This window comes from Gordonia sp. N1V (genome assembly GCF_029269935.1).
GTDB lineage: Bacteria > Actinomycetota > Actinomycetes > Mycobacteriales > Mycobacteriaceae > Gordonia > Gordonia polyisoprenivorans.
The window spans coordinates 1-1,513 of the sequence record NZ_JARJDD010000057.1 but is presented as its reverse complement, the minus strand read 5'-3'; the positions used below and the strand labels follow the sequence as shown (position 1 = coordinate 1,513).

Annotated in this window: 1 pseudogene and 1 other annotated feature; the pseudogene reads left to right on the top strand. The window is 64.5% G+C overall.

What is annotated here, in order from left to right:
* Positions 1-107: 107 nt before the first annotated feature.
* Positions 108-1,390 (top strand): annotated as a pseudogene (locus tag P3L18_RS28070) (IS3 family transposase).
* Positions 386-514, top strand: a sequence feature (AL1L pseudoknot). Its footprint overlaps the pseudogene before it by 129 nt.
* Positions 1,391-1,513 lie beyond the last annotated feature (123 nt).

The following is a 1,513-nucleotide window of genomic DNA, read 5'->3' as shown; positions in this document are numbered from 1 at the left end:
GGAACCGGGGCGCTTTGTCATCGCGGCGGGTGGTAACGGTGCGGTGAGAACCCCGTGAACCGCCCCGGGTTTGTCGGAGGCTCTCGAACCTGTGAAGGATGAAGAGCATGGCAGCACCACGCAAGTACAGTGAGGAACTCAAGGAGCGGGCTACCCGAATGGCGGTGGATGCGCGACGGGACCCGGAGTCCTCGCGCGGCGCGGTCAAGCGGATTGCCGATCAGCTTGGGGTGCATCCCGAGGCGTTGCGCAACTGGGTTCGTCAGGCTGAGGTCGACGGCGGTGTGCGGGCGGGCACCACCACCGAGGATGCCGACCGGATCGCGCAGTTGGAGCGGGAGAACCGCGAGCTGCGGCGGGCGAACACGATCTTGAAGCAGGCGTCGGCTTTTTTCGCGGCGGAGATCGACCGCCCACAGCGTTGATCGTGGAGTTCGTCGCCGCGTATCGCGATGAACACGGAGTCGATCCGATCTGCGCGGCCCTGCGCGACACGGCCGCCCAGATCGCTTCGTCCACGGTACGAGCCCACCTGAGCCCACACAAGACCGAGGCGCCACGAGCAGTTCGTGACCGCGAGATGCTCGGTGAGATCCGCACCGTGCACGCCGACAATCTCGGTGTCTACGGTGCTCGCAAAGTACACGCCGAACTCTGTAGAAAGGGGTTCGGCGTGGCCCGCTGCACCGTCGAATGATTGATGAAAGCCGATGGGCTGCAGGGGATACCGCGGTTGAAGACACGTAAGACCACCCGCAGTGAGGGAGCCGAGACGCCACAGCCGGCCGATCGGGTCAAACGGCAGTTCACCGCCCAAGCGCCGAATGCCTTGTGGGTCGCCGACCTGACCTACATCCGCACCCACTCCGGCTGGGTATATGCGGCATTCATCCTCGATGTGTTCTCCCGCATGGTCGTCGGCTGGCAGGTGTCCACGACCATGCATACCGGCCTCGCGCTCGATGCCCTGGACATGGGGTTGTGGGCGCGCTCGCGGGCCGGCCAGGATGTGGCCGGGCTGATCCACCACTCCGACCGCGGAGTGCAGTATCGAGCCATTCGTTACACCGAACGTCTCGCCGAGGCGGATGCGGTGACTTCTGTTGGCTCCAAAGGTGATTCGTACGATAATGCGATGGCCGAGGCGTTCAACTCGCTGTTCAAAGCCGAGTGCATTCGTAACCCAGTGATGCGCCCGCGTGGTGGTTGGGGCGGTGTCGGCGAGGTCGAAATCGCGGTCGCCGAATACATCGAATGGTTCAACCACCGACGCCTGCACGGCGAGATCGGACACGTCCCGCCCGTCGAGTACGAGGCCGCCTACTGGGCGACCCACACAGCCACCAGCTACCGTGGGAACCCGGTCCCAGCAACCGCTGGAACCAACTAACCGAGCCTCCAGCAAACCCGGGGCGATTCACCGGACTGCTCCGGAGATCCCGCAGATCCCCATCAGCCGGCCGACCTGATCGCGACCCATGGGGTGTCCTGCTCGCCACATCTGATGATGCAT